Origin of the sequence: Deinococcus cellulosilyticus NBRC 106333 = KACC 11606 (assembly GCF_007990775.1) — a bacterium.
In the GTDB taxonomy this organism is placed as follows: domain Bacteria; phylum Deinococcota; class Deinococci; order Deinococcales; family Deinococcaceae; genus Deinococcus_C; species Deinococcus_C cellulosilyticus.
This window is the reverse complement of sequence record NZ_BJXB01000027.1, coordinates 17,902-40,370: the sequence shown is the minus strand read 5'-3', so window position 1 is coordinate 40,370 and position 22,469 is coordinate 17,902. Positions and strand designations below refer to the sequence as shown.

Annotated in this window: 20 protein-coding genes; 10 read left to right on the top strand and 10 right to left on the bottom strand. The window is 57.1% G+C overall.

Annotated features, from left to right (window positions below; genetic code table 11):
- Positions 1 to 1,512: an amidohydrolase gene (locus DC3_RS23000; RefSeq protein ID WP_146888869.1), complete on the top strand. Its 1,512-nt coding sequence runs from the start codon at positions 1 to 3 to the stop codon at positions 1,510 to 1,512.
- Positions 1,513 to 1,653: 141 nt separating this feature from the next.
- Here DC3_RS23000 and DC3_RS30020 read toward each other — a convergent pair whose 3' ends face one another.
- Positions 1,654 to 1,785, bottom strand: coding sequence for a hypothetical protein (locus tag DC3_RS30020; RefSeq protein WP_281292584.1), 132 nt, complete (start codon positions 1,783 to 1,785; stop codon positions 1,654 to 1,656).
- A gap of 90 nt (positions 1,786 to 1,875) precedes the next feature.
- On the opposite strand from DC3_RS30020, the gene DC3_RS22995 reads away from it, so the two are divergent.
- Together DC3_RS22995 and DC3_RS22990 are read left to right on the top strand one after the other, a co-directional pair.
- Positions 1,876 to 2,364, top strand: coding sequence for an LEA/WHy family protein (locus DC3_RS22995; protein WP_146888866.1), 489 nt, complete (start codon positions 1,876 to 1,878; stop codon positions 2,362 to 2,364).
- Positions 2,365 to 2,557: 193 nt separating this feature from the next.
- Entirely contained in the window at positions 2,558 to 3,595 is a 1,038-nt protein-coding gene (locus DC3_RS22990; protein WP_146888863.1) for a M42 family metallopeptidase, read from the top strand.
- A gap of 3 nt (positions 3,596 to 3,598) precedes the next feature.
- On the opposite strand, the gene DC3_RS22985 is transcribed toward DC3_RS22990, so the two are convergent.
- Complete coding sequence (locus DC3_RS22985; protein WP_146888860.1) at positions 3,599 to 5,632, bottom strand: GGDEF domain-containing protein; 2,034 nt, start codon at positions 5,630 to 5,632, stop codon at positions 3,599 to 3,601.
- 196 nt (positions 5,633 to 5,828) lie between these two features.
- On the opposite strand from DC3_RS22985, the gene DC3_RS22980 reads away from it, so the two are divergent.
- Positions 5,829 to 7,028 (top strand): cytochrome P450, encoded by a 1,200-nt coding sequence (locus DC3_RS22980; RefSeq protein ID WP_146888857.1) that lies wholly within the window; start codon positions 5,829 to 5,831, stop codon positions 7,026 to 7,028.
- A gap of 218 nt (positions 7,029 to 7,246) precedes the next feature.
- Positions 7,247 to 7,834, top strand: a complete 588-nt coding sequence (locus tag DC3_RS22975; protein WP_146888854.1) for an HAD-IA family hydrolase — start codon at positions 7,247 to 7,249, stop codon at positions 7,832 to 7,834.
- A gap of 3 nt (positions 7,835 to 7,837) precedes the next feature.
- Here the strand turns inward: DC3_RS22975 and DC3_RS22970 are convergent, their stop codons facing one another.
- From DC3_RS22970 to DC3_RS22955, 4 genes are all read right to left on the bottom strand, one after another.
- The gene (locus DC3_RS22970) at positions 7,838 to 8,731 is read right to left on the bottom strand and encodes an aminoglycoside phosphotransferase family protein (protein ID WP_246130778.1); all 894 of its coding nucleotides are present in this window, start codon (positions 8,729 to 8,731) and stop codon (positions 7,838 to 7,840) included.
- 17 nt (positions 8,732 to 8,748) lie between these two features.
- Positions 8,749 to 9,597, bottom strand: coding sequence for a GNAT family N-acetyltransferase (locus DC3_RS22965; RefSeq protein ID WP_146888848.1), 849 nt, complete (start codon positions 9,595 to 9,597; stop codon positions 8,749 to 8,751).
- 85 nt (positions 9,598 to 9,682) lie between these two features.
- Positions 9,683 to 10,030 carry a hypothetical protein gene (locus DC3_RS22960; RefSeq protein ID WP_146888845.1) on the bottom strand — a complete coding sequence of 116 codons (348 nt, stop codon included), beginning with the start codon at positions 10,028 to 10,030 and terminating at the stop codon, positions 9,683 to 9,685.
- 39 nt (positions 10,031 to 10,069) lie between these two features.
- Positions 10,070 to 10,444: a hypothetical protein gene (locus DC3_RS22955; protein ID WP_146888842.1), complete on the bottom strand. Its 375-nt coding sequence runs from the start codon at positions 10,442 to 10,444 to the stop codon at positions 10,070 to 10,072.
- Between the two features lie 218 nt (positions 10,445 to 10,662).
- On the opposite strand from DC3_RS22955, the gene DC3_RS22950 reads away from it, so the two are divergent.
- The 4 genes from DC3_RS22950 to DC3_RS22935 all read left to right on the top strand — a co-directional run bounded on the left by DC3_RS22950 (position 10,663) and on the right by DC3_RS22935 (position 16,770).
- A complete protein-coding gene (locus DC3_RS22950; protein ID WP_146888838.1) occupies positions 10,663 to 11,670 on the top strand; it encodes a LacI family DNA-binding transcriptional regulator in 1,008 nt (335 codons plus the stop codon).
- 109 nt (positions 11,671 to 11,779) lie between these two features.
- A complete protein-coding gene (locus DC3_RS22945; protein WP_146888835.1) occupies positions 11,780 to 14,560 on the top strand; it encodes a glycoside hydrolase family 3 N-terminal domain-containing protein in 2,781 nt (926 codons plus the stop codon).
- A gap of 283 nt (positions 14,561 to 14,843) precedes the next feature.
- On the top strand, positions 14,844 to 15,461 hold the full coding sequence (locus DC3_RS22940) for a TetR/AcrR family transcriptional regulator (protein ID WP_146888832.1): 618 nt from the start codon (positions 14,844 to 14,846) through the stop codon (positions 15,459 to 15,461).
- A 94-nt stretch (positions 15,462 to 15,555) separates the two neighbouring features.
- Positions 15,556 to 16,770, top strand: coding sequence for an MFS transporter (locus DC3_RS22935; protein ID WP_146888829.1), 1,215 nt, complete (start codon positions 15,556 to 15,558; stop codon positions 16,768 to 16,770).
- 226 nt (positions 16,771 to 16,996) lie between these two features.
- Here DC3_RS22935 and DC3_RS22930 read toward each other — a convergent pair whose 3' ends face one another.
- Positions 16,997 to 17,428 carry a hypothetical protein gene (locus tag DC3_RS22930; RefSeq protein ID WP_146888825.1) on the bottom strand — a complete coding sequence of 144 codons (432 nt, stop codon included), beginning with the start codon at positions 17,426 to 17,428 and terminating at the stop codon, positions 16,997 to 16,999.
- Between the two features lie 399 nt (positions 17,429 to 17,827).
- Between DC3_RS22930 and DC3_RS22925 the strand changes: the two genes are divergently transcribed.
- Positions 17,828 to 18,214 (top strand): hypothetical protein, encoded by a 387-nt coding sequence (locus DC3_RS22925; protein ID WP_146888822.1) that lies wholly within the window; start codon positions 17,828 to 17,830, stop codon positions 18,212 to 18,214.
- Between the two features lie 49 nt (positions 18,215 to 18,263).
- On the opposite strand, the gene DC3_RS22920 is transcribed toward DC3_RS22925, so the two are convergent.
- Genes DC3_RS22920 through DC3_RS22910 form a run of 3 tightly spaced genes read right to left on the bottom strand, consistent with a single transcriptional unit; the run spans position 18,264 to position 22,469 of the window.
- A complete protein-coding gene (locus tag DC3_RS22920; protein WP_146888819.1) occupies positions 18,264 to 19,613 on the bottom strand; it encodes a GH1 family beta-glucosidase in 1,350 nt (449 codons plus the stop codon).
- Positions 19,606 to 20,604 (bottom strand): ABC transporter ATP-binding protein, encoded by a 999-nt coding sequence (locus DC3_RS22915; RefSeq protein ID WP_146888817.1) that lies wholly within the window; start codon positions 20,602 to 20,604, stop codon positions 19,606 to 19,608. Before DC3_RS22915 ends, DC3_RS22920 begins: the two co-directional genes overlap by 8 nt.
- Positions 20,601 to 22,469, bottom strand: coding sequence for a dipeptide/oligopeptide/nickel ABC transporter permease/ATP-binding protein (locus tag DC3_RS22910; protein ID WP_146888814.1), 1,869 nt, complete (start codon positions 22,467 to 22,469; stop codon positions 20,601 to 20,603). Before DC3_RS22910 ends, DC3_RS22915 begins: the two co-directional genes overlap by 4 nt.

The following is a 22,469-nucleotide window of genomic DNA, read 5'->3' as shown; positions in this document are numbered from 1 at the left end:
ATGGAGTACCTTCTCAAAGCTGACGTGCTGACCCTGCATCCCGATCTCCCTCGCGCTGAAGCCGTTCTGGTGTCTGGAGAGCGCATCCGGGCCGTTGGGAGTGTGGAGGACCTGCGAGGCATTGCCCCCCAGGCGGAAGTGCTGGATTTCGGGGACCGCATCCTCACCCCGGGCCTGACCGATGCCCACATCCATCTGGTGAATTATGGCTTCAGGCTCTCACAGGTGAATCTGGAGGGCTGCAGTTCGGTTGCTGAGGTGCAGCAGAGGCTGCGGGAGTACGCCCTTCAGCATCCGGAAGGCTGGATTGTGGGTGGAGGGTACACCATCACCGAACTCGGGCTCAGTGATTACCCGGCGCGGGGCCTGCTGGATGAGGTGATCCCGGACCGTCCGGTGCTGCTGTATTCCCGGGACCTGCACAGCGCGTGGGCCAATTCTCTTGCCCTGAAAACCGCTGGACTGACCGACAGCACCCCTGATCCTGAAGGGGGCGAACTGGTGCGGGTCAATGGTTTGCTGACGGGGTACCTGCTGGAGTCGGCGAGTGAACGGGTGCAGGCGAGCATCCCTGCACCCACCTGGGAAGAGACCCTGAAGGCAGCCCGCCTTGCGGTGAAAACCATGCGGGATTTCGGTTACACCGCCGTGCACACCATGGCCTACGAGCCAGCAGACCACCTGCGGGCCCTGATGCATCTGGAACAGCAGGGGGAGTTGCCCCTGCGCGTGTGGGCCTGCATTCCTCACACCGAACTGGAGCATGCCATTGGGCTTGGTCTGTATGGTGGGCATGGGGACCGGGTGAAACTCGGAGGGGTGAAATTCTTCCTGGATGGTGCTCTGGGAAGCCAGACCGCCTGGATGCTCGCTCCGGGATACCAGAATCCGCAGGCCACCCCGATGATTCTGGACCAGCCTGAACTGATCCGTGAGAGGGCAGAAAAAGCCCTGCAGCATGGATTCATTCCCACCGTGCATGCCATCGGAGACCAGGCGAACCGGGTGCTGCTGGACCTTTATGAAGAATTGAAACCCCTGGCAGACCAGAAGGGCCTGCACCTCAGGCTGGAACACGCCCAGCACCTGAGCCCACAGGACATTGTGCGCTTTGGAGAACTGCAGGTGACGGCCTCCATGCAACCCGTGCACCTGATCGGAGACGCCAGACTGGTCCGGGAACTGGTGCCCCATCTGGAGGACGGCACCTATGCCGTCAGGAGCCTGAAGCAAGCGGGAGCCCTGCTCGCTTTCGGTTCGGATGGCCCGGTGGCAAGCCCTGATCCCAGGCTCAGCTTTGAAGCCGCAACGAAACGTCTGGGCCTTGATGGAGCACCGTTCAGCCCTCAGGAGTGCCTCACTGCCGAAGAAACCCTGTGGGCGCACACCCGGGGTCCGGCTCTCGCGGTGGGCTGGGAAGATTATGGCATCATCCGGGAAGGGGCACGGGCAGATTTCACCCTGTGGGACACCCTTGGAGGGAAGCGCGAAGCCCTGACTTTTCCTCGCTGATCCCGGGAAGGGGTCCGTTCACAGCAGACGGTTCACAGCGAACAACGCCAGACAAAAGTTGCAGTGCTCGCCCACAAGAAACAGTCAGCAAAAACCCCTGGAATTCCAGGGGTTTGGGTTTGTTCTGGGTTTTGGAAAGGCTTATCGGCGGAACTGGTTCCGACGTTCCCGTGCTTCCTGCTCACGGGTCCGCACAGGAATGGGACGGAGGTTCTTTTGCACTTGCTGGCCTGCGAGCACTGCCAGCAGGACCACCAGGATGGACACGATCACGAACATGCTTATAGATACGTGGAAAAGCCTCCCAAGGTTTCCTTAAGCTGGCTTTCATTTGTGTGGGGGCACACAAGTTACACTGGGGCCATGATCAAGGTTCTGAAAAATCCACTGCTGCTGACCTTTTTTGCTGCCCTCACCTCGGGTTGTGCCGTGGTGAAAACCACCGTCCAGCCACCAGAGTTTCAGGTGCAAAGCTTTCAGATGACCCGATACACCATCCCCAACCTTCTGAATCCTTTTGAAGGAGAGGCCACTTTCCGCATGGATGTACGGGTGACCAACCCCAATGCTTTCGGCCTGCAGATTCGCCGCATTCAGGGGGACCTGTTGCTTGATGGACAGAACTTCGGGCAGGCGGTGATTCCCAATTTGAGCCTTCAGCCCAACGGCAGCGATGTGGTCACCACCGAATTCACCCTTCCGGTGGGCCTCAACCTTGCCAGCAAGATCGCAGACATTGCCCAGGGACGCCGGGTGGATTACCTGGTGAAAACCAACGTGCAGGTGGATGCAGGTCTGCTGGGCACCGTGACCTTCTCGAACATGGTGGTGGCGCAGGGAAACGTGAATTGAGCCGTCAGCCCTCAGCGATCAGCCCTCAGCGATCAACCGTCAGCAAAAAACAGACAGGAGCTGAAGCTTCTCCAGAACCCTCCGGGTGGAGCTGCAGCAAAGAGGTCCGCAGATTCCGACTTTCAACAGAGGCGTTGCTTCATCCATCTGCTGACTGCTGACGGCCGACCGCTGATCGCTTATGCTGTGTGCCATGATCAACCACCACTATGTTGCAGAACAGCTGCTGACCCTGCTGCGCACCCCCTCTCCCACCGGCATGACGGCTGCAGGCATGGAGGTGCTGTCCCGCATGCTGCATGACCTCGGAGTGAGTCCGGAATGCACCCCCAAAGGGGCACTGTACTGGACCCTCAAGGGCAGTGAAGAAGGCAAAACCGTGGCTTTCAGTGCCCACATCGACACCCTCGGGGCCATGGTCAAAGAGATCAAGGACAATGGCCGCCTGAAGCTCACCGCTCTGGGCGGGTACGACTGGGCCACTGTGGAAGGGGAATACTGCACCATCCACCTGAACGATGGTCAGACCCTCACGGGCACCGTGGTGAACACCAAACAGAGCACCCACGTGTGGGGTTCAGAACTGCGGGACCTGAAGCGCACCGAGGAGACCATCGAGGTGCGCATTGATGCCCGCACCAGCAGCGCAGAAGAAACCCTTGCCCTGGGCATTCAGGTTGGAGATTTTGTTTCCTGGGACCCCCGTGCTGAACTGACGGATGCGGGGTACCTGAAAAGCCGCCACCTGGACAACAAGGCCGCTGTGGCGATCTTTCTGGGGGTCACCAAGGCGGTTCTGGAGCAGCAACTGCCCCTGAAGCACACCGTTCACTTCTTCATCAGCAACTATGAGGAGGTCGGGCACGGGGCTTCGGTGGGCATCCCCCACGACACCGAGGAACTGATTGCTGTGGACATGGCCGCCATTGGGAAGGGACAGGCCTCCAGTGAGCACCACTGCACCCTTTGCGTCAAGGATTCCTCCGGGCCTTATGACCATGCGCTTGGCAACCGCCTGCGGGAAGCGGCCAGACGGGCTGGAATCGAACTGAAAATCGACATCTACCCTTATTACGGCTCGGATGCCAGCGCAGCATGGCGTGCCGGAGGCAATTATCCCGCAGCCCTGATCGGTCCTGGAGTGGATGCCAGCCACGCTTACGAGCGCACCCATCTGGACGCCCTGCAAGACACAGGCAAGCTGATTCTGGGTTACGTTCTGGAAGAGTAAAACTTAATCTGCGCCGAGCAGCAGGGCAGCAATCCCGAGGTGCTCTCTCCCGGATCTGGAGAGGGCATCTCCTTTTTCAGGAACAGCATTCAGGTAACCGTGTGGCAGGCGCAGGCTGAACTTGCCCTGCGGGTTTTCATCGAGCGTCACCTGATGGGTGTTGAGAAGCTGCATGGCCAGGGCACGCAAAGACTCCAGGCGTTCCGCTTCCGACTGCAGGTGCAGCACCTCGCGGGTGAAGTCCTGAAGGAGTTTCATGTGGTGCTCCCGTTCAGCGATGATCTCCCGGCGTTGCTGGGCCAGCAGAAGGGCAGCAACCTGCGCAGCAAAGTCCATGGCTATCTCGATGGCCTCCTGGCTGAAGGCCTGTTCCACGGTGTGGTTGTCGAGGTTCATGTGGGCAATGGGGTGTCCGTCCACCACGATGGGAAGCAAAATGGTGCTCTTGACCTGCGCCAGCGATCCCGCGTCATCAAACACCTCGTACTTGTCGTGTTCGATGGTGGCACTGGAATGACGGGCAATCTCCAGACCGTACAGCAGGCGGGGCACGCCTTTCAGGTAGTTGTCTCTGCCCTTGCCGTACCATTTCAACTGGCTGTCCTCGCTGAGCTGGATGCCCAGGATTTCGTCCTCGTAACCGACCTGTGCCGCAACCACGTAATAACCTTCATGACAGACGTCCATGGACCCTGCTTCAACGCTGGGGATGGTTTGAATGGCGGCCTGCAGCAGGGTGCGCCAGAATTTTGGACCGGCCTCCTGGTCGTGGGAGAGCAGTTCCAGCGTGGAACGCAGGGTCTGCCACGCGGCCCTGGGGCTGACCGATCCAAGCAGGCTGGCCTGCTGGTGGTTTTTGTGCACGGCTTTCTGGGCGTACATGCGCTCATCGGCCACCCGGCAGAGTTCACCAGGGGTCTCTCCATCCCGGCCCAGGAAAGCAACCCCTGCACTGGCGTCTGCTTCGGCGAACCCCTTCTGACGCACGGTGCTCCTGATGGAGGCCAGTCGGGTTTCCAGAATGGACAGCTGACCGGGCTGCAGGTTCTTGAGGATCACTGCAAATTCATCTCCGCCCAGACGGTAGGCGGGGTCCGATTGCCTGAGGTGCTGCTTGAGGGCCTCCCCGAAGGTGCGCAGCAGGGCATCCCCTCTCTCATGGCCTTGCTGGTCGTTGACTTTCTTGAGTCCGTCCAGGTCCAGCACCATCACCCCCAGCGAAAGGCCCCTGTGCTGGGCATCCTGCAGGGCATCTTCGAGGTCACTCTCAAAGGCGCGACGGTTGGCCAGACCGGTCAGGGCATCGATCAGGGCCACGTCCCTGAGGTGCCGCACGTATTCTCCTTGCTGGTGCACCATGCGAATGCCCAGGGCCATGGATTCCAGCAGGGTCCTTTCCTCGGGGAGCCAGGGGGTGCCCTGCTGCCTGCCCACCACGAGGATGCGGCCTTCACCTTCCCGCAGGTGCAGCGGGAACACCATCACCTCCACAGGTCCAGAAGCTGCAGGCAGGGCCGGATGGTGTTTCGGGTGCTGGGTGCGCAGGGCTTCCCAGGCAATGCTTCCCCCCAGGAACAACTGCTGGGGGACGTCTTCAGGGATGCTGGCTGTGCCCAGAGACAGCACTTCATCCACACCATACCCCTCACGGTTCATCTTCAGGACAAAGACCAGATCCATCTGGATTGATTCCTGCAGAACCTCCAGGGCCTGTTTCAGCAGGTCCTGAATGCCGCTCTCACTGGCCATCAGACGGGAGAGGTTGAGGATGGTCTCCACATAACTCTGCGCCCTGTGCACGTCTTTCTCGATGTGCTTCAGGTGCTCGCCTTGCAGCACGATCTGGCCCAGACCATCGGGGGTGTGCAGGGTCAGGGTGGGGAGGGCATGCTTCGAGGGCTCTCCCACCGTCAGTTCTCCCCACTGCGGATGGTGAAGTTCCACCGTGCGGGCAGAAGTCACATCCTGCAGCACCAGCAGCATCTGCTGGGCGATGTCACGCGGGCTGGATGGGGCAGGGGTTCTGGGGGCAGCCATGAGGTCTCCGTAGGGTTCACCTATTATGTGACCAGAGTCTCTTAAAATTTCCTTACCTGGAATGTTGCCTCGCCCACACAACAGTCCCCAGCTGCTTGAGTTTCAAACCCGAATTTCAAGCTGGACACCTGCACACTGAAAAACACCGGGCGGGAACCCTGCACAGGCATTCTCGTACCCTCAGGGAAGGAGCCCCATGCAAGACATTCAGAACCTCTTCACCGCCGAAGGCATACAGAACCCCTACCCCTTCTATGACAACCTGAGAAACCACAGTCCGGCCATATACATGCCAGACTGGAACAGTGTTTTTGTCACCGGACACCCGGAGAATGCCGCCCTCCTCAGGGACCCGAGGGCCAGTGTGGAGCGGCTCAGCCTGTCTGCAGAGGACCTCAGGAAACCCGAGTTCATGCCGGTGAATGCGCTCTACCACATGATGCTGTTCCGGGACCCGCCGAACCACACCCGCCTGCGCAGCCTGGTCAGTCAGGCCTTCACCCCCAGGGTCGTTGCAGAAATGCGCGGCCTGATTGAGGAACTCCTTGATGACATTCTGGATGGGGTTGCCGCCCAGGACGGGATGGAGGTGCTTCAGGATCTGGCCGGACCCCTCCCGGTCACGGTCATTGTGAAGATGCTGGGCCTCAATGCAGAAGACGCCTCCCGGTTCAAACGGTGGTCGGAAAGCATCGCGGTGCTGCTCGATGGGGGTGTGGAAAGCCAGATCATGATGCCCAGAATCATGCAGGACGTGCAGGACATGAACGTCTACTTCAGGCGGGTCGCCGATGACCTCCGGGAGAATCCCCAGCCTGGACTGATGACCGCCCTGGCCGGAGCAGAACTTGAGGGAGACAAACTGAGCAGCGAGGAACTGCTCTCCAACGCCGTGCTCCTGCTGGTGGCCGGGCATGAAACCACCACCAACCTGATCGCCAGTGGCCTGCACGCACTGATCACCCATCCGGAACAGCTTGCAGACCTGCGGGCACATCCTGAATTGATGGACGGCGCAGTGGAAGAACTGCTGCGTTTCGTGAGCCCCGTCCAGGCCACCTCAAGGGTGCTCAAGGGTGAAATGGAGATCGCAGGCCAGAACGTCCCAGCAGGAACCCAGATTCAGGTGATGCTGGCCGCTGCCAACCGCGACCCCAGGGTCTTTCATGACCCGCACACCCTGAATTTGCGCCGGGATGCCAGCAAACACCTCGCCCTTGCTGCAGGACACCATTACTGCCTGGGGGCAAGTCTGGCCCGTCTGGAAGCAAAAGTGGTCTTTGAGAAACTGCTTGAGCGGTTCAGCCGTTTTGAGTTGCAACAGCAGCACCTCACCTACCGCCCCAATTTCACCCTGCGGGGCCTCACTGAACTGCGGGTCAGGATGAAACGGTAAACCAGACCTGAAAATGAAACGGCGCTGGACAACAGCCATCAGCAGTCAGCCATCAGCAGTCAGCAAAAGATCAACCGGGCTTTTGACTCTCTGGTCCAATCGCAGCACATGCAGTTTGTTGCCTTCTGCTTTTTGCCCTCGGCTCTCAGCCCTCAGCTTTCCCCTGATCTGAACACATCCAACGGTGTTGCCCATGCACACTGGTTATCCTGAAAAGCATGACGGTTTTGCTTTTTGACATTGATGGCGTGATATTGAAGCCCCCACACCAGCTCTTTTCCATTCAGGTTGCTGAAAAATACGGTCTGTCCGAGGAGGTCCTCAACCGCTTCTTCATGGGCATTTTTCACCAGTGCCTGAAAGGCGAGGTGAACATCCGGGATGCCCTCGCGCCTGAGTTGCCGATGTGGGGGTATCCCGGCACCGTGGATGACTTTCTTGCCGAATGGTTCGAGGTGGATTTTGTTCCCAACCACGAAGTGCTTGCCGTGGTGGACCGGCTGAAAGAGCAGGGTTATCCCATCCATCTGGCGACCAACCAGGAAATTCACCGGGCAGGTTACCTCTGGGAGCGGCTGCAGGACCATTTTGATGGCATCTTTGCCTCGGCACATCTGGGTGCGAAAAAACCCGACCCGGAATACTTCCAGAAAGTCGGGGAGAAACTGGGAGAGGGAGACATCTACTTCTGGGACGATCAGGTGAAGAACGTGGAGGCCGCAAAGGAAGCAGGCTGGAAGGCTTTTGTCTTCACCACGCCAGAAGCCATTCTGGAGGTGCTGGAACCTGAAATCCAGCAGCCCTGAACCTCAGGTTTCTGCGTCTGCCAGCACCTGCTGTAAAGCATATTCCGAGATGGCAACCAGACCGGGATTGGTGTGGCGGTAGTAAGGCAGGGCCACCACAGCAACGGATAAGGCCCAGCCTTTCCCACGTTCCCAGGTGGCATTGTCCACCCCAAGGGCCTGACGGTAAACCTGACGGGATTTTGCATCAAAGAGGTTCCAGGCGACCATCAGGTCACAGGCTGGATCACCAATGGCAAGCCCTCCAAAGTCAATCACGGCGTGGAGGGTCCCATTTTTTGCCAGCAGGTTTCCTGCTTGCAGATCACCATGCAGCCAGACCCCCTCTCCTTCCCAGACAGGTGCATTCAGGGCACGTTCCCATGCGTCAGTCAGGGCCTGAACATCAAACCAGCCTTCAAGTTGGGAAATGTTGTGGCGGGTCATTCCGTCTCGCATTTGCAGCGGGACCCCTCTGCCAAAGTTGTGGTCTCCGGGCAGGGGGCCACCGGTGGGGTCGATGCTTTGGAGGGCCAGCACGAATTCAGCAAGCTTTCTTGCCGTCTGGCAAGAATCACTCATGCGGTCCAGGGTGGCATTTTCACCCTCAATCCATTTGTAGATGGACCAGTTCCAGGGGTAGCCTTCTGCGGGCACCCCTTGGGCAACAGGGGTGGGAATGGTCAGGGGCAAATGAGGGGCCAGTCTGGGAAGCCAGTGGTGTTCTTTCCCCATCTGGGGTGTTGCCCAGGAGACTTTGGGAAGGCGCACCACCAGGTCTTCTCCAAGGCGGTACATGCGGTGGTCGGTTCCGCTGGATTCCAGATGTTTCAGGGGCAGGTGGGCGTATTCAGGAAACTGGAGGTCCAGCAGACGCTGGACCAGATCTTCGCTGGTGTTCACTTCGTGTTCGTGCAATTTATCCCTCTTCCGTTTCAAAGGCGGTAGTAGCCGTAATTGACGCTGATGTCAAAACCCAGCTTCCTGTAGAGCGCAATGGCCGCAGGATTGTCTGAGTTGACCTCCAGCCATGCCTGCTGGTACTGGTCCTGCAGGCTGGAAAGCACCTGACGCATCAAGAGTTCACCCAGACCCCGACGGCGGAAATCGGGATGCACCCGGAAGGCATAAATCCCTGCCCGATTCGCGGTGTGGAAGACCCTGAGGTTTGCGACCACCCTTCCATTCACTTTCAGGACCTGATGGGGTTCCCCTTCATTCGCAAGTTCTTTTCGCAGCTCTGCAAGGTTCATGGTGAACCCGAAATCCGACTGTGCTCCTTCTGCAATGGCTTCTGCATCTGCTGGTGTGGCCTGCATGACCGTGATGCCTGCAGGCAGAACAGGGGCCTCCAGATCACCCAGATCGAGCACCATGCGGTACTCGGCAAAGTCCAGGGTGACCTCGCGCTTCTGCAAGAAGGCCTGACCTTCAGGAGAGGCGGCTTCACAGATGCCCAGAATTTTCTGCACGCCCGGCACCTGACAGACCCGGACCATGGTGTTCAGGATCTGTGTGCCAATGCCTTTTCTGCGGTGCTCTGGAGCCACCATGATTTTGAGTTCGGGCATGTGGTAAGCCCCGAGGATGCTGCCATAACCGACCAGTCTGTCCCCTTCAAAAACCAGATGGTGGCGGTGCCAGGGGGTCTCGTGCACGGTGAGGGGTTCGTAATCCAGACCCAGTTTGAGGTCCAGACCCCTTTGTTTGTTGATGGTGGCCTGCAGGTCACTTGCCTGGGCCAGTTGCTCGGGCGTGAGGGCCCGCTCCTGAAAATAGCGCATGGTTTCAGTAAAAAGGTTTCTGCTGCCCTGCACATGCGTCAGGTGGCGTAGCAGGCACAGGCCATTTCAACGGGGAGGTTCAGGATCATCTGGGGAGGTATTTGCGGTAATCCTGGACAAGCTCTTCAAAATGGTGTTTTTCCAGCAGAGCCTGGGTTTTTCGTTTCAGGTTCCCGAAATGATGGGCTTGCAAAAACACACCAACGGTACAGACAGCAGCACCCATCATCAGAACAATAAACAGCCTGTCCTGTGCAGGATTGATCACGACCCAGCTGGGATGCCCTGAAAAATGCAAACTCGAACTGACGGTGATCCAGAACAGAAAAAAAATGGCAGTTTGCATAAAATGCCTGTGCATCCGGACCAGATGGGCATGAATGTGTCTTGCATCAATTTCACTGCTGCTCATCGCCCCCAGACTTTCATACATGTCCACATTCTACCTCTGATCCGTTGACCTGCATATGTTTCAGCCCCTTCTTCTGGGACGGTATTTGTGAAATTCACGTTCAATCTCAGCAAATTGCTGTTTGTCCAGCATTGCCTGAATTTTTCGTGCAAGCCCGGAAAGCTGGATGGCCCGGACAGTCAGAATGAGCACCATGACGCAGTAAAACACCAGCATGATCTGGAACATGAAGACAGGGTCTGTGGCAGGATCAAAGATTTTGTGGGTGGCTTCTGGATTGCTCTGTTGCTGAAGATACAAAACGGCAACCACACCCAGGCTCACTGAAAACAAGATGGCACCTGCCGCACTCCACCTGCTGCTTTTGACCAGATGGCCGTGAATGTTTCTTGCATCGATTTCACTGTTGCTCATGGAACCTAGACCTTGATGCATGTGATGATTTTACGTCCTGCGCTACAGAATCCGTCCCTCCTGGCTAGAAGCAGTGTCTTGAGAGAAACCTTTCTTCGGTCCAGAGCCTCTGCTCTGCCAGGACTGATGGCTGACCGCTGAAAGCTTTATAAAAACCTTTCCACAAATTTTCACTTCCTCTATTGCAAATTCCTTTGTCATCTGCCAGAATTAACTACAAACGTTTCCACAGGAAAACCATGAACAGAAAACGAACCACCATCAAGGACGTTTCGGTCCTCGCTGGCGTCTCGGTGTCGACCGTGTCTCGGGTGCTGAATGCCAGCGGCCCGATCTCGCAGGACACCCGGAAGCTGGTGGAGGCTGCCGCCACACAGCTGAAATACCAGCCCAATCCGCTGGCCAGAGCCCTGGTCAGCCGGAAGCTGGGCGGGATTGGGGTGCTGGTGCCCTGGATTGCAGGTCCGTTTTTTGGGGTTTTCCTGGAAGGCATCCAGCAGGTCCTGAAGGAAACGCCATACCGTCTGGTGGTGGCGAGTGGTCAGAGCAACCGGACCACCGAACTGCAGACCCTGGCCTACCTGCTCCAGAACGACGCCGATGGGGTGATCTATTTCGGAGAGCGGCTGTCTGCCGCAGACCTCGAAGAGGTGAACCCCGCAGGCAAACCCCTGGTGGTGCTCGGGCATGACCCCGAGCAGACCGTGCACAGCATCGGGATCGACGAAGAGATGGGGGCTTACCTCGCCAACCGTTACCTGATTGACCATGGTCACACCCGCATCGCCCACATCACCGGTGACCCGCGCACGCACGTCACCCGTTCCAAACTTTCCGGTTACCACCGTGCCCTGAAGCAGGCCGGTGTCTCCTGTCCAGACGGTCTGGTCGTTGCAGCAGATTACACCGAGTCGGGAGGGTATCAGGCGGCACTGAAACTCCTCTCGGGTCCGTCTTTCACTGCGCTTTTTTGTGGCAACGACCAGATGGCGATGGGAGCCTACCAGGCCCTGAGGGATTTCAATTTGCGCATTCCAGAGGATGTGTCGGTGGTGGGTTTTGACGACATCCTGTTTTCCCGTTACATGCATCCGGCCCTGACCACGGTGAGGGTGCCCATCTTTGAGATGGGTGCTGCTGCGGCAAACACGGTGCTCGGGCTGCTGAACAGCACAGACAAGGAGGTGACCCCTGGCTTTGAGCCTCTACTGGTCGTCCGGCATTCCGTCTTAAACCTCAAAAACTAAACCCTGACAATCCATTTCTTCCCTGCAGGGCTGCTGATCGGGCAGCCTGTGGACCCTTCTTGCTCTCGATTTCCCATGTTCCTGGCAGGCACACCCCCAGAGGTTTCCCGTGAAACAATCCAGAACCCTTCTTCTAACCATGATGATGTCCATTTCGCTGGTCGCCTGCGGCCAGACGGGCGGTACCACACCTCCTCCTGGCCCGGGTCCAGACAAACCCACAGTGTTCCAGAACTTTGAGTCTGCTGTGGATGTGGACGCTGCAGACAGCACCGCCCAGATCCGCACCTTCAAGGAGAAAGGCGAAGATCCGCTGGTCATCACCCAGGAGACCATCAAGAACGCCGAAAACAAGGACACCAAAGCCCTGAAAGTGCAGTACACCCTGACTGGAAGCTGGGGCGGCTTTGACTTCAAGATTGCCGATGCCAGCGGCAAAAAGTGGGGCAGCACCGACTGGAGCAGCTTCAAGGCCATCACCTTCATGTTTTACGGGGACGGCAGTGGCAAAACCTACCGTTTTGACCTGCTGGACAACAAGGGTCCCAACAAGGACATCGACAGTGCAGAACGCTTCGAGTTTCCTTTCAAGGACGACACCAAAGGCTGGAAGAAAATCGAGGTGCCTTTCGACCAGATGGTGCGCCGTGGCTGGCAACCCAGCGGAGAAACCCCCAACGATGGGGTGACCCTCTCGGAAGTGTGGGGCTTCACCTTTGAGCTGTCCAACGGTCAGGGAGAAGCCGTCAGCAGGACCATCTTCATTGATGACATCCAGCTCATTCCCGGTGGAACCAAACCACCTGTGACCGTGAAAGTCTCACTGGACACCTCCAGGGTGGCTGTGAACGAAGGCCAGCAGGCCACCGTGACCGTCAAGCTGGACAAAAAGCCCACCAGTCCCGTGACTGTCAAGTACAGCACTGCAGACAAAACGGCCAAAGCAGGCAGCAATTACACCGCAGCTTCGGGCACCCTGACCTTTGCTGCTGGAGAGGACAGCAAGACCTTCAGCATCCAGAGCAGCAACAACAACGTGGCCGAGGGGAACCTGACCGTCAAATACACCCTGTCCAATCCCACCGGAGCCACGCTGGACACCACCAAGGAAGGCATCCTCTACATCAAGGACGATGAGAAGTTCCCCTACCAGGACAGCACCAAGAGCGTGGAAGCCCGTGTGAATGACTTGCTCTCCAGAATGACCCTGGAAGAGAAAATCGGTCAGATGACCCAGGCCGAGCGCAGCGCAGTGAACGGCAAGAAGTACGATCTGGCCGACCTGAGCATTGGTTCTCTGCTGAGCGGTGGCGGTTCTGCTCCCACCACCGGAAACAACCCTGTGGACTGGGCCAACATGGTGGATGACTTCCAGAATCACTCCCTCTTGAACCGCCTGTCCATTCCCATGCTCTACGGGGTGGATGGGGTGCACGGGCACCACAACGTGTATGGGGCCACCATTTTCCCCCACAACATCGGTCTGGGGGCCACCCGCAACCCTGAGCTGGTCAAGAAGATCGGTGAGGTCACCGCAGCTGAAATCTACGCGACAGGCATCCGCTGGGATTTCTCCCCCTGTCTTTGCGTCGGACGGGATGAACGCTGGGGCCGCACCTACGAGTCCTTCGGAGAAGATCCCGAAATCGCCAGCATGATGACCCCCATCATTGATGGTTATCAAGGGACATCCCTGAACAACAAAAACAGCGTGATGGCCACCGCCAAGCACTATGTGGGCGATGGTGGAACCACGTGGAACAACGGCAAAATTGATCAGGGGGACACCCAGGTCGATGAGGCCACATTGCGCAAAATTCACCTGGCCCCTTTCATTGAGGCCATCAAGCACAATGTCGGCACCATCATGCCGTCCTACAGCAGCTGGAATGGTCAAAAACTGCATGGACACAAGCAGCTGCTCACGGACATTCTGAAAACCGAACTGGGATTCAAGGGCTTCCTGATCAGTGACTGGGCCGCCATTGACCAGATTCCCGGGGATTACAATTCAGACATCAAGAACTCCATCAATGCGGGTCTCGACATGATCATGGTGCCCGACAAATACCAGACCTTCATCACTGGAGCCATTGCAGAAGTCAATGCAGGTAACATCCCCATGAGCCGCATTGATGATGCTGTGAAACGCATCCTGACCAAGAAATTTGAGCTGGGCCTCTTTGAGAAACCCTTCTCTGACCGCAGCGAACTCGCTGAGGTGGGTTCCGCAGCCCACCGTGCCGTCGCCCGTCAGGCCGTGCAGGAATCGCTGGTGCTGCTGAAAAACGACAGCCTGCTTCCCCTGAAGAAGACTGGAAAACTGCTGGTCGCTGGTGCGCATGCCAATGACATCGGCCTGCAGAGCGGGGGCTGGACCATTTCCTGGCAGGGCAAGGCTGGAGCCATCACCAAAGGCACCACCATTCTGGAAGGCATCAAGCAGGTGGCCCCCACAGCAACAGTGGACCATGTGGTGACCCCCTCTGCAGCAGATGTCACAGGCAAAGGTTATGAAGCCGCCATCGTGGTGGTCGGCGAACAGCCCTACGCCGAAGGGGCAGGGGACAACGGCACCCTCACCCTGAGTGCTGCAGATCAGGCCACCGTCAACAACGTGTGCAGCAACGTCAAATGCGTGGTGGTCCTGATTTCTGGTCGCCCCATGATCGTGAATGACCAGCTTGCCAAATCCAGCGCTTTCGTGGCCGCATGGCTCCCTGGCTCTGAGGGTGCAGGGGTGGCAGATGTGCTCTTTGGGGACAAAAACTTCAAAGGCAAACTCTCCTTCAGCTGGCCTAAGAGCGTTGCGCAGCTTCCCCTGAACGTGGGAGACGCCACCTATGATCCCCTCTTTGCTTATGGTTTCGGGCTGAGCTACAACCAGTAACACCTTCTGATTCTGAACCTGCTGTGGCCTGTGCTGCAGCAGGTTCAGATTTGTTGTCTGGGAGGGCTGAGGTCAGATCCCCCTGTGCTCGCTTCGCTTGCACTGTCCCCCTTAAGGCAGGGGGATTGTTGGGCGTCTGGCATGGCTTTCACGTCAGATATCCCCCAACCCCCCAACGCTGACGGGGGGACCGCAGAGCGAAGTGATGCGCGGGGGGAGCTTGACACCCCACCCACTTCGCTCTAAAATCTAACACAGTTAGATTTTCTAAAGGAGTTAAACCGTGGGCAGCAAGGAACGACGCGAACGTGAAAAACAGGCCACCAGAGACAGCATTCTGACTGCTACACGCCAGATTGCCGAGTCCGAGGGCTGGTCAGCGGTCACCATCCGCCGCATTGCAGACAGCATCGATTACACTGCGCCCATTGTTTACCAGCACTTCAAGAACAAGGAAGACGCCCTGAATGCAGTGGTTCAGGAGGAATTCGAGCGCCTGATCCACATGATGGAAAGTGCCAGTGCCAGTGAAAAGAACCCAGAAGCAGCCCTGCTGAAACTGAGTGAAGCGTATCTGGAGCATGCCCTGAGCAACCTCAGGATGTACGAACTGATGAATGGCATGGCAGGGGTGGACCTCGAAGCCACCTTCCGCTGTGATGGCTGTGCCCGGGTGTGCGAGGTGGCCGAAGAGGCCCTGGGCCGCTGGGCCGCAAGCAGACAGATTCTTTTTCCAAACGTGAGAGACATTGCCGAGACCCTGTGGGCCCTGTTCCATGGCGCGATCTGCATTGTGCTGATCAATCCCTGCGATGTGGCCCTGGAGAAAGCCAGACGCCTGTCCATGCAAACCCTGCAGGACCTGATGCTGAGCTGGGAGGTGAGGTACCGCATGGCATGACCTCATGCTCTTTTTTTGCTCAGAATCTAACAGTGTTAGAAAAAGTATCAAGGTAAGAATTTGACTTCTGCACTCACCCTCCAAGGAGCTTCCCATGAACCCATCCACTGCAACACCCCCCCAGACCGTTTCCAGACAGGCCCAGAGCACCATCACCCTTTTCGCCATTGCCCTTGCCCTCTTTCAGACCGGATTTGGCATTGGGATGCCCGTATTTGCCAAGCAGATGGATCAGCTTGGGGCGGGAGTGGCTGGACTCGGCTACCTGACCACCGCCTTTGCTGCCGGACAGCTGATTTTCGCACCCATCATGGGAAGTCTGGCAGACCGTTTTGGTCGCAGACCCTTTGCCCTGCTCGCCATGCTGGCCATGCTGCTTGCCAACCTGATCTACCCCTACATCGAAAACGTCAACCTGATGGTGGCTGTGCGCTTCCTGCAAGGAGCACTGGGCGCAGGTTTGATGCCCGCAGCCATGGGTGCCGTCGGAGACCTGATTCCCGAGAAAGAACGGGCACGCTGGGCAGGCATTGTGATGGGTGGATTTGCTTTCGGGTTCATTTTTGGTCCCACCCTCGGAGGGGTGCTGTATGACCGATTTGGACTGTTTGCCCCCTTCTTTGTCTCTGCTGGACTGGCCGCCCTGACCCTGGTTCTGGCCCTGTTCAGACTCCCTGAGACCCACCGCAAAGCCACCACCTCTGCACAGAAAGCCGCTGCGGCCCAGCCTGTTCGCTTCACCCCCTTCCTGCTTCTGCTGCTGACCCTGGACTTCTTCAACACCTTCGTGTTCTCTTTCGTGGAACCGCAGATGATCCTGCACTTCTACAACGACCTCGGCTGGAGTGCCACCGTCTTCGGCATCATCGTGGGTGTCTATGGCATTGTGACCGCAGCAGGCCAGGCTTTCCTCGGGCAACTCAGTGACCGCTTTGGACGCATGCCCATCATCGTGCTGGGATTTGTGCTCTCGATTCCGCTGTACCTGATGCTTCTCCTCAGCAGCAGCATTCCCATGATGATTCTCGCTGCCATCTTCGCAGGGCTGGGTGCTGCCCTGATTGCCCCTGCCCTCTCTGCCGCCTACCTGGACCTCACCAGCGACCATGACCGGGCCAGGGTGATGGGCTACAAACAGTCTGCATCTGCCATCGGCATGGTTGCTGGACCTCTGCTGGTCGCCGTGCTCAGCGAACCCCTGCAAGGAAGTGGTGTGTTCCTGGTCGGCACCATCCTCTCTGGTATCGCGGCCCTGCTGGCCCTGATGAACACCCTCAGAAGAAAACCAGCGCTGGCCATTGGGGATTGAGCTAAAATTCTGCACCCCATGTTGGATTTACGATTGATCAAGCTTATCAAAAGGCCAAAACCTAAATGAGCATTCCAGCATTTTTACTGGAATGCTCATTTGTATTGATCTTCAAGGCAATATCTGGCTGTCAATGCATTAAAAATACACCATAAGGTGATATTTCTGCATCAAGGAGATGAAAATTTCAGATCCCGGCAAGTCCATTTTTCAAACTGGTTTTAGCTTAAAATGTGGCATTACAGGCAGCCGTAATTTGCAATTCTTCATTAACAACTGAGACAAATTTCAAGAGGGATTTTGATTCAGTGTCTTTCACACTTCGTTTCCCCTTCCAAAAATAAATGCCATAATTTTCACCGCTCTGAATCAATTGATAACCATCGTCATCGGCATTGAATTTTTCACCCATCAGCAGTTGATCAACCGGGAAATAAGTGCCGCCCCTGAAACCGAATTCCACATTACAGCTCTTGGGATCATACTGGATTTTCCTTGCATCAGCCACAGCAAAAAACTTACCAAGATCAAAAGAGAGATTCACCCCTTCTTTGAAGGAAGCCACCTCTAAAGTATTAGAGGCCACGTTGATCTGTACAACACCCTGAGCAGCGGAGAAAGAGCAAAGCAGTAAGACAGTAGAGATGATCCGTTTCATGTTACTCCTTATGGGTTGAATTTCTTCAAACAACTCATCCAGTATACACACATCGACTTATCTTCTACCAGATCTGGTCGATCTTTACCAAAGGCTTGAGTTGTCATATTGATCTTTGCAAAATGAGCTGTACGCACCTCAGCTTTCCTGACCTTCTCATTCGCTTCCCTCAGCCTAACGGACTGTACAGTCCGTTAGGCAAGAATCAATAGCAGCTTCTACAGTCCTCAAACAGTATTGCTTGAATGGAGTTTCATGGACCTGAAACCTTCAACATCTGTCGAACAAGCTGTTTGCCCTAAACCATAGGGCTCATGGCAAACCCCAGAGAAACCTCTATGCTCGAAGCAGGTGAAAAAACACTCTCGTCGAAAATTTTCAAAACGGCATTCCAGACGCATGATTCGACACCACCATTTTCGAAATTTGCGCAACCGCATCAGACAGAGCTTCTGGCGCAACGACTGGTTTTATGACCTTCACATTGAAGAACATCTTTCGGGAAAAAGGTCGCTGCTTCCCCATGAGTGGAACATTGCTTTCTCCCCAGTGAAGAAAACACGACGCTCTCCACAGGCCAGACGTTACCGCCTTTATCTCACACATCCAATCAAACGGCATTACGCCAAAACCCGCCTTGCCAGAACACACATGGGAATGGAAATGGCCCCTGCTCAGTGGAAACAGATGATCCGCTCAAGAGCCAGACAGACGCTCAGAGAAGCCGTGAGAGATCAACCGCTGGAAGAGCTGGATGTGTGGTTTCCCATGCCCTGGACATGGTGAAATCAAAAAAGAGGCACCTTATTCAGGTGCCTCTTCCAGCATTAAGATTTTAAACCTCCACAGCCCCCAGCGCTGCTTTCACCAGCTTGCTGTACCACTTCCCGGAGTCCTTCACGTAACGGTTCTGGGTGGGGTAATCCACATAAACCAGACCAAAGCGTTTTTCAAACCCCTCTGCCCACTCGAAGTTGTCGAGGAAGCTCCAGGCGAAGTAGCCGTTTACGGGCACCCCTTCGGAAATGGCATCCTGCACGGCTTTCAGGTGGCGTTCGATGTAGAAGCGGCGCTGCTCGTCATGCACCTGACCGTCCTCGGTGAGGGTGTCCTCGAAGGTGGCTCCATTTTCGGTGATGAAGATCTCCTTCGGAGCATAATCCTGCTGCACACGGGTCAGCACCTCGTACAGCCCCTGAGGATAGACTTCCCAGTCAAAGAAGGTGAATTCTGGTCCGGGAGGACGCACCCCCTCGAAATTGAAGGGGTTTTCCTCGGTGTGTTTCAGGATGCTGCGCTGGTAATAGTTGATGCCCAGGAAATCCGTTGGTGTGGCGATGATCTCCAGGTCCCCCTCCTGCACTTTCGGGGCGAACTGGGGCACATGGTCAAAGAGCACTTTCGGGTAACCCCGACCATACAGGGGGTCCAGGTAGATGGTGTTCAGGAAGGCGTCGTGTCTGGCTGCTGCGGCCTGATCCTCTGCAGATTCGCTTGCGGCATGGCTTGGCCCCAGAATCAGGGTGATGCCCACTTTGTGCTCAGGGTTGTGCTCTTTGATGATGCGTACAGCTTTGCCGTGGGAGAGCAGCAGGTGGTGGGCCACCTGCATGGAGACCCCCACATCTTTCAGGCCCGGAGCATGCACCCCCGCACCATGTCCCAGAAAGGCAGCACACCAGGGCTCATTGTGGGTGATCCAGTTTTTGACCCGGTCGCCCAGGCGGTTCACCACAATGCGGGTGTATTCCTCGAAAGCGTCCACGGTGTCCCGGTTGGCCCAGCCTCCGAGTTGCTGCAAGGCCTGCGGGAGGTCCCAGTGGTACAGGGTCACAAAAGGCTCAATGCCGTGCTTCAGGAGTTCGTCGATCAGGTGGTCATAGAACGCCAGGCCCTTCTCATTGACCTCTCCCCTGCCTTTCGGGAGGATGCGGGGCCAGGCAATGGACAGGCGGTAACTGTTCATCCCGAGGTCTTTCATCAGCCTGAAGTCTTCGGCATAACGGTGGTAATGGTCGCAGGCGACGTCTCCAGAGTCCCCTTTTTTCACATTGCCAGGGGTGTAGGAGAAGACATCCCAGATGGAAATTCCGCGTCCATCTTCATGGGCTGCCCCCTCAATCTGGTAAGCAGCAGTTGCAGTGCCCCATTTGAAAGTGCGAGGGAAAACGTTCAGGTCAAGCATGGCTCAACTCCTTCTGGGTCTGATTCTGGGGGTGAATGCACCTCGCCTGATGCTCGATGCCGACATCATAGAACTGGGGCAACGCCTGGGTGCATTCAGGGGTGGCAAATGGACAACGGGGAGCAAAGGGGCAACCTGTGGGCAATGCAGCCAGACTGGGAATGTCCCCTCTGGAGTCGATGCGCTCGGGACGCAGGCTCTCTTCGGGCTTTGGGGCCGCAGACCTGAGCAGGATGGTGTAGGGGTGGGCCGGGTTGTTGATCACCTGATCGGTGGGTCCCACTTCCACAATGTGCCCCGCATACATCACCGCCACCCGGTCACTCATGTAGCGTGCACCCGCAAGGTCGTGGGTGATGAAGATCATTGACAGGCCTTCCTGGTCGCGCAAGTCCAGGAGGAGGTTCATCACGTCCAGACGGATCGACACGTCCAGCATGGAGGTCGGCTCATCGGCCAGCAGAATTGAGGGGTTGGCTGCAAGGGCACGGGCAATCCCGACACGCTGCCTCTGGCCCCCGGAAAGCTCGTGGGGCAGTTTCTTCGCCACTTCAATGCCAGGGTTGAGTCCCACCCGGTCCAGAAGCTGTGCCACCCTTTTGTCTTTCTCTTTGCCTTTTGCAATCCCGTGGATTTCCATTGGGCGACCCACGGTGTAACCAATGGAGTGCAGCGGGTTGATCGAACCGAAAGGGTCCTGAAAGATCATCTGGACCCGCTGCCTGAGGTGCTTGAGTTCCTTGCCAGATGGATTCTGGGAAATGTTTTGCCCATCAATCACCAGCTGACCGGAAGTGGGAGCATGGAGCCTGGTGATGAGCCTCGCAATGGTGGATTTTCCGGAGCCGGATTCGCCCACAATGGCAATCACTTCTTTTTTGCGCAGGGTCAGGTTCACATGGCTGACTGCGTGCACTTTCTTGTTGCCAGAGGTGAAAACCTTGTTCAGGTCTTTCAGCTCCAGGGCATTCACATTGGGGCCAGAAGTCATGCTTTCACCTCGCGCATTTCTGGAACCTCCAGATGACAGGCCACTTTATGGCCCTTTTCGATTTCCAGCAGCATGGGGTTCGTTGAAGTGCACACACCCGGAATCACGCTGGGGCAACGGTCTGCGAAAGGGCAACCTCTGGAGGTGGCGGTCAGCACAGGTGGGCGGCCAGGAATGCCGTGCCTGCGCTCTTTGGGACCAGAAATCGGGGGGAAGGTGGACATCAAGAGTTTGGTGTAAGGGTGACGGGGGCGGGCGTAAATGTCGCTGGCTTTCGCTTCTTCCACGATCTGTCCGGCGTACATGATCACGATGCGGTCTGACATCTCGACGAGCAGAGACAGGTCGTGGGTGATGAAGATGATGGAGATGTCCATCTTCTTTCTCAGGTCGGCAATTTCCTGCAGCAGGCTTCTCTGTACCACCACATCGAGTGCCGTGGTGGGTTCGTCCATCACAATCACCTTGGGTTGCAGAGCGAGGGCAATGGCGATCACCACACGCTGCCTCATCCCACCGGAAAGCTGGTGAGGGTAGCTGTCCAGAAACTGTGGGCGGATGTTGATGATCCCGAAGAGTTCCAGTGCACGTTTTTCCAGCTCGGCTTTGTCCCGCATGCCGTGGGCCTGCAGGGCGTCATAAATCTGGTCACGCACGGTCAGCACGGGGTTCAGCACGTTCATGGAGGCCTGGAAGACCAGGGAGAAGTCCTTCCAGCGCACCTTGCGCAGTTCCTCGTCGTCAAGATCCAGCAGGTTCTTGTTTTCCAGGTAGACGGCACCCTCTGCCACGAAACCAGGGGATCTGAGGAGACGGGTCATGGCGAAGGCCAGGGTGGATTTTCCGCACCCGGATTCTCCGGCCAGACCGATGAATTCGCCAGCCTTGACATCCAGGTTGCCCTTGCTCACGGCGGTCACGGCACCTTTTGGGGTGTCATACTGCACGGTGACGTTCTGGGCGCTGACCAGGTTTTTCTGGGCACGCAGGGCATCCGGGCTGACAGGTCTGGGTTTCTTGTGAACTGGAGCCTGCAAACGCAGACGGGGGTTGGAAATGGAGTCGATGCCGAAGTTCAGGAGAGCAAAAGCCGTACCGAGCAAAGCAATGCCCAGACCGGGAGCAGCAATGCGCACCCAGGCATCGTGCAACATGGCCTGTTCGCTTCCGGCCCAGTAGAGCATGGTTCCCCAGCTGATCAAACTGACGTCTCCCAGACCCAGGAATTCCAGTCCCGTGGCGGTCAGGATGGCGTACACGGCAGCACCGAAGAAGTTGGCGGCAATCAGACCGCTCATGTTGGGAATCAGGTGGGTGAGGATCACCCGGGCAGGGGTTTCACCCGAGGCAATCGCCGCATGCACAAAATCCCTTTCTCTGAGGGTCAAGGCCTGGGCCCGCAGAACGCGAGCACCCCATGCCCATCCGGTGAGGGCCACCACCAGCACCACCGGCCAGAATCCGCCCACTTTGATGTAAGCGGCAATCACGATGATCAGGGGCAGTGCGGGCAGGACAAGCACCACATTGGTGAAAAAGCTGATCAGTTCATCGGCCAGACCGCCATAAAAGGCAGCAGTGAGACCGATGGCGGTGCTGATCAGGGCCACCAGCAAACCTGTCACCAGTGCAAGGGTCAAAGACAGGCGGGTGGCGTACAGGAACTGGGTGTACACGTCCTGCCCAAGTCCAGTGGTGCCCATGGGGTGGGCTGCAGAGGGCTTCTCCCAGGGCATGAAGCCCATGTCGGTGGGGCTGTGGGAAGTCAGGATGGGGGCACACAGGCCAATCAGGGCCATCAGGGCAAACAGGATCAGACCGAAACGGGAGCGGGGCTCCTTCCAGAGGGCTTTCAGGAGTCCCAT

What these genes read in the sequence shown, in the direction of transcription:
- DC3_RS22925 (WP_146888822.1), top strand. Translation starts at nt 17,828, where the DNA reads ATGATTCGACACCACCATTTTCGAAATTTGCGCAACCGCATCAGACAG.
- DC3_RS22935 (WP_146888829.1), top strand. Translation starts at nt 15,556, where the DNA reads ATGAACCCATCCACTGCAACACCCCCCCAGACCGTTTCCAGACAGGCC.
- DC3_RS22960 (WP_146888845.1), bottom strand. Translation starts at nt 10,030, where the DNA reads ATGTATGAAAGTCTGGGGGCGATGAGCAGCAGTGAAATTGATGCAAGA.
- DC3_RS22920 (WP_146888819.1), bottom strand. Translation starts at nt 19,613, where the DNA reads ATGCTTGACCTGAACGTTTTCCCTCGCACTTTCAAATGGGGCACTGCA.
- DC3_RS22965 (WP_146888848.1), bottom strand. Translation starts at nt 9,597, where the DNA reads ATGCGCTATTTTCAGGAGCGGGCCCTCACGCCCGAGCAACTGGCCCAG.
- DC3_RS22930 (WP_146888825.1), bottom strand. Translation starts at nt 17,428, where the DNA reads ATGAAACGGATCATCTCTACTGTCTTACTGCTTTGCTCTTTCTCCGCT.
- DC3_RS22910 (WP_146888814.1), bottom strand. Translation starts at nt 22,469, where the DNA reads ATGGGACTCCTGAAAGCCCTCTGGAAGGAGCCCCGCTCCCGTTTCGGT.
- DC3_RS22995 (WP_146888866.1), top strand. Translation starts at nt 1,876, where the DNA reads ATGATCAAGGTTCTGAAAAATCCACTGCTGCTGACCTTTTTTGCTGCC.
- DC3_RS22915 (WP_146888817.1), bottom strand. Translation starts at nt 20,604, where the DNA reads ATGACTTCTGGCCCCAATGTGAATGCCCTGGAGCTGAAAGACCTGAAC.
- DC3_RS22955 (WP_146888842.1), bottom strand. Translation starts at nt 10,444, where the DNA reads ATGCATCAAGGTCTAGGTTCCATGAGCAACAGTGAAATCGATGCAAGA.
- DC3_RS22950 (WP_146888838.1), top strand. Translation starts at nt 10,663, where the DNA reads ATGAACAGAAAACGAACCACCATCAAGGACGTTTCGGTCCTCGCTGGC.
- DC3_RS23000 (WP_146888869.1), top strand. Translation starts at nt 1, where the DNA reads ATGGAGTACCTTCTCAAAGCTGACGTGCTGACCCTGCATCCCGATCTC.
- DC3_RS22975 (WP_146888854.1), top strand. Translation starts at nt 7,247, where the DNA reads ATGACGGTTTTGCTTTTTGACATTGATGGCGTGATATTGAAGCCCCCA.
- DC3_RS22985 (WP_146888860.1), bottom strand. Translation starts at nt 5,632, where the DNA reads ATGGCTGCCCCCAGAACCCCTGCCCCATCCAGCCCGCGTGACATCGCC.
- DC3_RS22990 (WP_146888863.1), top strand. Translation starts at nt 2,558, where the DNA reads ATGATCAACCACCACTATGTTGCAGAACAGCTGCTGACCCTGCTGCGC.
- DC3_RS22980 (WP_146888857.1), top strand. Translation starts at nt 5,829, where the DNA reads ATGCAAGACATTCAGAACCTCTTCACCGCCGAAGGCATACAGAACCCC.